The organism is Martelella mediterranea, assembly GCF_021021415.1.
Lineage (GTDB): Bacteria > Pseudomonadota > Alphaproteobacteria > Rhizobiales > Rhizobiaceae > Martelella > Martelella mediterranea_C.
On record NZ_JAINWJ010000004.1, the window covers coordinates 299580 to 307952 of the forward strand.

Consider the following 8373-nt stretch of genomic DNA (forward strand, 5'->3'; position numbering starts at 1 on the left):
GCATCCCATGATTGTCGAGACTGAGGAAGAACTGGCCGCGCTGAAGGATATCGGCCGGATCTGTGCCACCGCGATCGAAAAGATGGCCGCAGCGCTGGAACCGGGCATCACGACGCTCGAACTCGACAATATCGGTCGCGCTTTCCTGGAGCAGAACGGTGCGCAATCGGCGCCGGAAGTGACCTATCGGTTTCCCGGCGCCACATGCATTTCGGTCAACGAGGAAGTGGCCCACGGCATTCCCGGCGACCGGGTGATTGCTGCGGGCGACCTCGTCAATATCGACGTCTCGGCCGAAAAGAACGGCTTTTTCTCCGATACCGGCGCCTCCTTCGCCGTGCCGCCGGTCACATCCAAGGTCAAGCGGCTCTGCCGCGACGGCAAGCGGGCGATGTGGACCGGGATCAACCAGGTCAAGCCCGGCGGCGGCTTTGCCGCGATCGGCAACGCGATCGGCGATTTCGCGCGCAAGAACCGTTATTCGCTGATTCAGAACCTCGCCAGCCACGGCATCGGCCGCTCGCTGCACGAGGAGCCTGCCGAGCTTTCCACCTGGCCGGACAAGGCCGAGCGGCGGATCATCGCCGAAGGTCAGGTGTTCACCGTCGAGCCGTTTTTGTCGCTCGGCGGGGAATGGGCGGAAGAGGAAGACCGCGAATGGGTGCTCTATTCCCAGCCGCGCGCGCTCACCGTCCAGTTCGAGCATACGATCGTGGCCACCCGCAACGGGCCGCTGGTGCTGACCCTGGGCGAGGGCGCCGCAGGGTAAATTAGCCGCGGCAACTGCCCACGGGAATGTGAGGCACCTTAATTATCTTTAATTTCTCTTTATTAAGCGAAATGCCGTAAGACTTGCGAAAGCGCAAACATTTCCGGAAGGCCTGCTCTTGTTTCAGTCATTCTTTCCCCGGCCGAAATGGTTTTTCCTCTCCGCTCTGATATGGACCCTGGTCGCCATCGCCGGCTGGTACGGCGTGGTCCGCGAACTCGGCGTCAGCATCGGGTTCAAGCCGTTTCCCGAGGGCGACCAACCGATCGGGCTTGCGCATTTCTTCACGCCGGATTTTCTCTGGTTCTATCTCTACTACGCCGTATTCTCGGTCATTTTCGGCGTGTTCTGGTGGATTGTCGGCGATAATCGCAAGTGGCAGCTCTGGTCGGTCTGGGGCTCGCAGCTGATCATCTTCATCACCTATTTCTCGGTGCAGATATCGGTCGCGATCAACAACTGGCGCCGGCCCTTCGGCGATACGCTGCAGGCAGCGCTGCAGGGCGAGGCCGGCATTACCGCCCAGGATTTCTACACGCTGATGCTGATCTTCCTGCAGATCGCCTTCCTGTCCGTCACGCTGTTCATCGTCACGCGCTTCTTCGTCAGCCACTATATCTTCCGCTGGCGCACGGCGATGAACGATTACTACACCGGCATGTGGGAGCGCGTCCGCCACATCGAGGGCGCATCCCAGCGCGTGCAGGAAGACACGATGCGCTTCGCCTCGATCATGGAAGGCCTTGGCGTCTCGATGATCGATTCGGTGATGACGCTGATCGCCTTCCTGCCGGTGCTGTTCTCGCTGTCGCAATATGTCACCGAACTGCCGATCGTCGGCGCAATCCCGGCGCCGCTGTTTACCGCGGCGATCTTCTGGTCGCTGTTCGGCACGATCCTGATGGTGGTGGTCGGCGTCAAGCTGCCGGGGCTCGAATTTCGCAACCAGCGCGTGGAGGCCGCCTATCGTAAGGAACTCGTCTATGGCGAGGACCATGCCGACCGCGCCCAGCCGGAGACCCTGGTCGAACTGTTCAACAATGTGCGGCGCAACTATTTCCGGCTTTACCTGCACTACACCTATTTCAACCTCGCCCGCTCGCTCTACCTGCAGGCCGACAATATCTTCGCCTATTTCATCCTCGTTCCGGCGATCGTGGCGGGTGCTGTGACCTATGGTCTCGTGCAGCAGATCGTGACGGCGTTCGGGCAGGTGGCAAGCTCGTTCCAGTATCTCGTCATGTCATGGTCGACGATCATCGAGCTGATCTCGATCTACAAGCGTCTTGCCGCCTTCGAGGCCGCGATCTTCGGCCAGAAACTGCCCGAGATCGACCAAGAGGACTATCAGGAGCCCGGCGGCGACGTGGTGGAAACGCATCCCGAGGGGTGAGCCTGAAACTGGACGAGGTTGTCGCCCGTTCCCGTCCGTCCCATTGGCCTGTCGCGACTTCGACTGGAACACTTCTAAATTGCGCGCTTCCGGCTTATGGTGGCGCCGGGTGGATTGTTCTTTCGGGGTTCCTTCATGGTCATGCTCATAATCGCGGTTCTGCTGTTTACCGGAACCCATCTCGTTCACGCCTTCGCGCCGGGGTTTCGCCAGTCGATCATCGACCGGATCGGCGAGAACCCGTGGAAGGGCTTGTTTTCGCTGGCGGCGCTTGCCGAGTTCGTCTTTCTGGTGTTCGCCTTCGGTCAGGCGCGCCAAAGCGGCATCGTGCTCTACACGCCGCCCTTCTGGCTCGCCCACATCACGATCCTGCTGATGCTGATCGCGATGATCTGTCTTTCGGCGAGCTTCTTCCCGCCAGGAAAGATCGCGCGGATCGCCAAGCATCCGATGGTGCTGTCGGTCAAGATCTGGGCGCTCGCCCACCTTCTGGCCAATGGCGAGGCGGCCTCGGTCATCCTGTTTGCCGGTATCCTGATCTGGGCGGTGATCCTGCGCATCTCGCTGGCGCGCCGCGAGCGGGCAGGGCTTTTGACGCGCAAGCCGTTCGTCTCGGCGCGCTATGACGCCTATGCCTTTATCCTCGGCATCGTGCTGTGGGGGCTGTTCATCTGGAAGCTGCATGTCTGGCTGATCGGCGTGCCGATCCAGTTCGCCGCATAATCGGTGCGGCGAAGCGCCTTTTGCCCTTACAACAGAGCGAAAAAACGGTTAGAAGGCCCGGCACGTAACAAAATGCATGCCGGAGTGACGGAATGGCAAATCAGGACGACAGCTTTATCCGCGAGGTGAATGAGGAATTGCGATCCGACAGGATGCGCGACGCCTGGCGGCGTTACGGCAAGATCCTGATCGCGGCTGCCGTCATTCTCGTGGTCGGCACGGCCGGCTGGCGCGGTTACGAATACTGGCAGTCCCGCGAGGCGGCGAGGTCCGGCGACGTGTTCCTCACCGCGTTGAACCAGATCGAGGCCGGCGACCTCGATGCCGCCGAACAGACGCTGGCTGAGCTTGAGCAGGAAGGCCACGGCTCCTATCCGGTGCTGGCGCAACTGCGCGCCGCCACCCTGCTTTCCGAAGCGGGCGACACCGCCGCGGCGATCTCGGCCTTCTCGTCGATCGGCAAGGACCGCTCCGTGCCGGAAGCGATCCGCGATGCGGCCAAGCTGCGCGCCGGCTGGCTGCTGGTCGATACCGGCACCTATGAGCAGGTTTCCGCCGAGGTTGAAGAACTGTCGAATGATGGCAATCCGTTCCGCTTCTCCGCGCGCGAAATACTCGGCCTGTCGGCCTACCGGCTGAAGGATTACACCCGCGCGCAGCAATGGTTCGAGGCGATTGCCAACGACCCGGAAGCCCCGCGCAACGTGCTGAACCGCGCCCAGATCATGCTCGAAGTGATGACCGCCGACGGCAATGTCGCCGAAACCGCGGCCGGCTGACACGTCTTTCGCGGCGAGGCGAAGCGCGCGAAAAAGCGGCGGGACATGACCGCCAGGAGAAACATTTCATGAGTTTCAAGGTCGCCATCGTCGGAAGACCCAATGTCGGCAAGTCGACGCTGTTCAACCGTCTGGTCGGACAGAAGCTGGCGCTTGTCGACGACACGCCCGGCGTGACCCGCGACCGCCGTCCGGGCGAGGCGCGGCTTGCGGATCTGCGTTTCACCATCATCGACACGGCCGGCCTTGAAGAGGCCGCCGCCGACACGCTTCCGGGGCGCATGCGCGCCCAGACCGAGGCGGCGATCGACGAGGCCGACCTTTCGCTGTTCGTCATCGACGCCAAGGCCGGGCTGACACCCGCCGACAATACGCTCGCCGAAATGGTGCGCCGCCGGGGCAAGCCCGTGGTGCTGGTCGCCAACAAGGCCGAGGCGCGCGGCTCGGACGCCGGCTTCTACGATGCCTTCACGCTCGGGCTTGGCGAACCCTGCCCGATTTCCGCCGAGCATGGCCAGGGCATGCACGATCTGCGCGACGCTATCGTCGGAGCGATCGGCGAGGAGCGCGCTTTCCCCGAGGAAGAGCCCGCCGAGGAAGCCCTGTCCGATGTAATGCTGACCAAGGAAGAGGCCGACAATCCGGAAGAGGCGGCGCCCTATGACGACAGCAAGCCGCTTCGGGTCGCGATCGTCGGACGGCCGAATGCCGGCAAGTCGACGCTGATCAACCGCTATCTTGGCGAGGAACGGCTCTTGACCGGCCCGGAAGCCGGCATCACTCGCGACTCGATCTCGGTCGAATGGGAATGGCGCGGCCGGCCGATCAAGCTTTTCGATACCGCCGGCATGCGTCGCAAGGCGCGGGTGGTGGAGAAGCTCGAAAAGCTCTCGGTTTCCGACGCTCTGCGCGCGATCCGGTTTGCCGAATGCGTGGTGATCGTGTTCGACGCGACGATCCCGTTCGAAAAGCAGGACCTCCAAATCGTCGATCTGGTGCTGCGCGAGGGCCGCGCCGCCGTGCTCGCCTTCAACAAATGGGACATGATCGAGGATCGCCAGGCCGTGCTTGCCGATCTGCGCGAGAAGACCGATCGGCTTCTGCCGCAGGCGCGCGGCATCCGCGCCGTGCCGATCTCCGGCGAGCGCGGCACCGGCCTCGACAAGCTGATGCAGGCGATCGCCGACACCGACAAGGTCTGGAACCGGCGCATTTCTACGGCGCGGCTCAACCGCTGGCTCGACCATCAGACCGTTAGCCATCCCCCGCCGGCCGTTTCCGGCAGGCGGCTCAGGATGAAATACATGACCCAGGTGAAGACCCGGCCGCCTGGCTTCATGATTTCCTGCACGCGCCCGGATGCGGTGCCGGAAAGCTACATCCGCTACCTGACCAACGGCCTGCGCAATGATTTCGAGATGCCGGGCGTCCCGATCCGCATCCACTTCCGTGCCGGCGAGAACCCGTTCGAGCACAAGCGCAAGAAGAAGCGCTGAAACTCAGCCGTCATGCGCGCGGATGACGTTGTCATGGAACTGGGCGGCGGCTGCCTCCCAGGTGTAGGTCGAGGCCAGTTCGCGGGCCTTTTCCGGCGAGCAATCGAGCGCTTTCAGGCAGGCGGCCCCGAGGTCCTCGTCAAGCGCGCCCGCCTGTTCGTGGCCGCCGAGGATATCGGCCGGGCCGGTAACCGGGTAGGCCGCCACCGGAATGCCCGACGACAATGCCTCGATGATGGTGTTGCCGAAGGTGTCAGTCTTCGAGGTGAAGACGAAGACATCGGCCTCGGCATAGGCCTCGGCCAGTTCGTCGCCGCTCAGCATGCCGAGAAAATGGGCCTTCGGATATTTCTGCTCGAGATCGCGCCGCGCGGGGCCATCGCCGACGATCACGATGCTGCCCGGCAGGTCGAGGGAGAGCAGCGCCTGGATGTTCTTTTCCACCGCCACGCGCGCGACCGTCAGGAAGATCGGCCGGGGCAGGCCGCCGAACGGGGTATCCGTCTTCGGACGGGGATAAAACAGCGTGTTGTCGATCCCACGGCTCCAGTTCATCAGATTGTTGAAGCCGTGGTCCTCAAGCTCACGGGCGAGGCTTTCGGTGGCGACCATGCAGCCATTGCCGGCATTGTGGAAATTGCGCATCACGGAATAGAGCCAGCTTGCCGGGATGGGCAGACGCGCGGAAACATACTCCGGAAACCGTGTATGGTAGCTCGTCGAAAAGCGGTGCTTCCTGTTGCGGCACCAGCGCCGCGCCTTGTAGCCGAGCGGGCCTTCGGTGGCGATATGGATGTAATCAGGCCGGCTTTCCTCGATCAGGCGGGCCACGTGGCGGTAGCTCGCCAGCGCCAGACGGATTTCCGGATAGGTGGGCATGCCCATATTGCGGAACATGTCCGGGGTGATCATCGTCACCGCCATGCCCATTTTCTCAAGCTCGCGATTGGTGTTCTCGATAGTCCGAACCACGCCGTTGACTTGCGGATGCCAGGCATCCGAGATGACAGTCAGTCTCTTCACCGGTTCAGGCATTCACGGAATGTCCTTTGACAAAAGGCATTTGCGGGTTTCAGCCGCTTTAGCCCGCGCATATGTCAGTCATATTACAGTGGCACTTTCGCCGTGATTGTGCGTTGCAAAAGAAATGCCGCGCCGCATTTACCTCAGGCGATCGCGGAGATAGGCTCATCTTTAGACGTTTCGACCAGGGAATTTTCAATGACGGACGGCAATACCGGCAATTGGTGGCGTGGCGGCGTCATCTACCAGATCTATCCCCGCTCCTTTCAGGATACCACAGGCGACGGCATTGGCGATCTGCCCGGCATCACCCGGCGGCTCACCTATGTGGCCGAGCTCGGCGTTGACGCGATCTGGCTTTCGCCCTTCTTCAAGTCGCCAATGGCTGACATGGGCTATGATGTCTCCGACTATTGCGATGTCGATCCCATGTTCGGAACGCTTGATGATTTCAGGGCGCTGGTCGACGAGGCCCACAGACTCGGCCTGAAGGTCATCATAGATCAGGTGCTGTCGCATACTTCCGACCAGCATCCCTGGTTTACGGAAAGTCGTTCGAGCAAGGACAATGCCAAGGCCGACTGGTATGTCTGGGCCGATGCCAAGCCCGATGGTACTGCGCCCAACAACTGGATGTCGATCTTCGGCGGCCCGGGCTGGGAATGGGATGGCACCCGCAAGCAGTATTACATGCACAATTTCCTGACGAGCCAGCCCGATCTCAACTTTCATTGCGAGGCGGTGCAGGATGCTTTGCTCGACGCGGTCCGGTTCTGGCTCGATCTCGGGGTCGATGGCTTCCGCCTCGATACGGTCAACTATTACTTCTGCGACGACAAGCTGCGCGACAACCCGCCAATGCTGGAAGATGACGATGCCGCTGGCCTCGATGCCCCCGATGTGAACCCCTACGGTTTCCAGAAGCACATCTATGACAAGACACGGCCGGAGAATATCGGTTTCCTCAAGCGTTTCCGGGCGCTGCTCGATGAGTATGACGACCGCTCCTCGGTGGGCGAGGTCGGCGATGGCGCGCGCTCATTGAAGACGGTTGCCGAATATACCGCCGGCAACGACAAGCTTCATATGTGCTACACCTTCGATTTCCTGGGCCCGGATTTCTCGCCGGCCCATATCCGCAAATGCGTGGAGAATTTCTTCACCGTGGTGTCGGATGGCTGGGTGTGCTGGGCGTTTTCCAACCACGATGTCGATCGCCATGTCTCGCGTTTCGCCAAAACCGAGGCCGAACGCGAGCCGGTCGCAAGGCTCGCCATCTCGGTGCTGGCGACGCTCAGGGGCTCGATCTGCCTGTATCAGGGCGAGGAGCTTGGCTTGCCGCAGGCGGAGCTTGCCTTCGAGGATCTGCGCGACCCCTACGGCATCCGCTTCTGGCCGTCGTATAAGGGCCGCGACGGCTGCCGCACGCCGATGCCGTGGAGCAATGTGCCGCCCGATGCCGGGTTTTCCACTGCCGAGAAGCCGTGGCTGCCAGTGCCGGAAGCCCATCTGCCGCTTTCGGTGTTCGAACAGGCGCCCCGACCCGACTCGGTCTACAGCCATTACCGGGCCACGCTCGCCTTTCGCCGCGAGTACGATGCGCTGTTTGACGGCGATATCGAATTTCACGACTGCGACAATGACGACGTGCTGATGTTTACCCGCAGCAAGGGCAAGGAAACCCTGCTGTTCATCTTCAACTTCGCCGACACGCCGCAGGAAGTGCCGTTGCAGATGACCGTCGATCACGTCAAATCCGTCGATCTTCCGGGCATGACGGGCGTGCTGAACGGCGCCGAGGTGGAGCTCGGCGCGTTCGACGGGTTTTGCGCGCGGGTTTGAGGCGGTTCCGCTGCTCGGATCGTTTTGACTATGAAGCGGCGGACGCCCAAAGGCGTCCGCCATGCGCTCAGTCTTCCAGCGCCTTGAAGCGATAAAGCAATGCGCCGATGACGCCGCCGGCAAGCGGCGCCGCGATGAACAGCCAGAGCTGCGCCAGTGCATGGCCGCCCGCCAGGAGGGCCGGGCCGAAGCTGCGGGCCGGATTGACCGAAACGCCGGTCACCTGAATGCCGACAAGGTGGATCGCGACGAGCGTCAGCCCGATCGCGAGGCCGGCGAAGCCGGCGGGCGCGGCCGCGGCGGTGGAGCCGAGGATTGTTTGTTGAAAACGGCCTATTGTTAAAGCGG

General features: G+C 62.1%; 8 protein-coding genes. 6 read left to right on the forward strand and 2 right to left on the reverse strand.

Annotation, left to right across the window (positions count from 1 at the left end):
- Positions 1 to 7 precede the first annotated feature (7 nt).
- From map to der, 5 genes are all read left to right on the forward strand, one after another.
- Positions 8 to 769 (forward strand): type I methionyl aminopeptidase, encoded by a 762-nt coding sequence (gene map, locus K7H91_RS03165; protein WP_230718754.1) that lies wholly within the window; start codon positions 8 to 10, stop codon positions 767 to 769.
- A 118-nt stretch (positions 770 to 887) separates the two neighbouring features.
- The gene (gene sbmA, locus K7H91_RS03170) at positions 888 to 2162 is read left to right on the forward strand and encodes a peptide antibiotic transporter SbmA (protein WP_230718755.1); all 1275 of its coding nucleotides are present in this window, start codon (positions 888 to 890) and stop codon (positions 2160 to 2162) included.
- Between the two features lie 135 nt (positions 2163 to 2297).
- Positions 2298 to 2885: an NnrU family protein gene (locus K7H91_RS03175; RefSeq protein WP_230718756.1), complete on the forward strand. Its 588-nt coding sequence runs from the start codon at positions 2298 to 2300 to the stop codon at positions 2883 to 2885.
- 92 nt (positions 2886 to 2977) lie between these two features.
- Positions 2978 to 3664 (forward strand): tetratricopeptide repeat protein, encoded by a 687-nt coding sequence (locus K7H91_RS03180; RefSeq protein WP_230718757.1) that lies wholly within the window; start codon positions 2978 to 2980, stop codon positions 3662 to 3664.
- A gap of 68 nt (positions 3665 to 3732) precedes the next feature.
- The gene (der, locus tag K7H91_RS03185) at positions 3733 to 5160 is read left to right on the forward strand and encodes a ribosome biogenesis GTPase Der (RefSeq protein ID WP_230718758.1); all 1428 of its coding nucleotides are present in this window, start codon (positions 3733 to 3735) and stop codon (positions 5158 to 5160) included.
- 3 nt (positions 5161 to 5163) lie between these two features.
- Here the strand turns inward: der and K7H91_RS03190 are convergent, their stop codons facing one another.
- Complete coding sequence (locus K7H91_RS03190) at positions 5164 to 6195, reverse strand: glycosyltransferase family 4 protein (protein ID WP_269065904.1); 1032 nt, start codon at positions 6193 to 6195, stop codon at positions 5164 to 5166.
- A gap of 186 nt (positions 6196 to 6381) precedes the next feature.
- Between K7H91_RS03190 and K7H91_RS03195 the strand changes: the two genes are divergently transcribed.
- The gene (locus K7H91_RS03195; RefSeq protein ID WP_230718759.1) at positions 6382 to 8025 is read left to right on the forward strand and encodes an alpha-glucosidase family protein; all 1644 of its coding nucleotides are present in this window, start codon (positions 6382 to 6384) and stop codon (positions 8023 to 8025) included.
- A 67-nt stretch (positions 8026 to 8092) separates the two neighbouring features.
- Here the strand turns inward: K7H91_RS03195 and K7H91_RS03200 are convergent.
- The coding region (locus K7H91_RS03200) for an aquaporin (RefSeq protein WP_230718760.1) at positions 8093 to 8373 on the reverse strand (281 nt) is incomplete at its 5' end.

Coding starts and splice junctions, on each gene's coding strand:
- K7H91_RS03195 (WP_230718759.1), top strand. CDS start 6,382: ATGACGGACGGCAATACCGGCAATTGGTGGCGTGGCGGCGTCATCTAC.
- K7H91_RS03175 (WP_230718756.1), top strand. CDS start 2,298: ATGGTCATGCTCATAATCGCGGTTCTGCTGTTTACCGGAACCCATCTC.
- K7H91_RS03190 (WP_269065904.1), bottom strand. CDS start 6,195: ATGCCTGAACCGGTGAAGAGACTGACTGTCATCTCGGATGCCTGGCAT.
- K7H91_RS03180 (WP_230718757.1), top strand. CDS start 2,978: ATGGCAAATCAGGACGACAGCTTTATCCGCGAGGTGAATGAGGAATTG.
- der (WP_230718758.1), top strand. CDS start 3,733: ATGAGTTTCAAGGTCGCCATCGTCGGAAGACCCAATGTCGGCAAGTCG.
- map (WP_230718754.1), top strand. CDS start 8: ATGATTGTCGAGACTGAGGAAGAACTGGCCGCGCTGAAGGATATCGGC.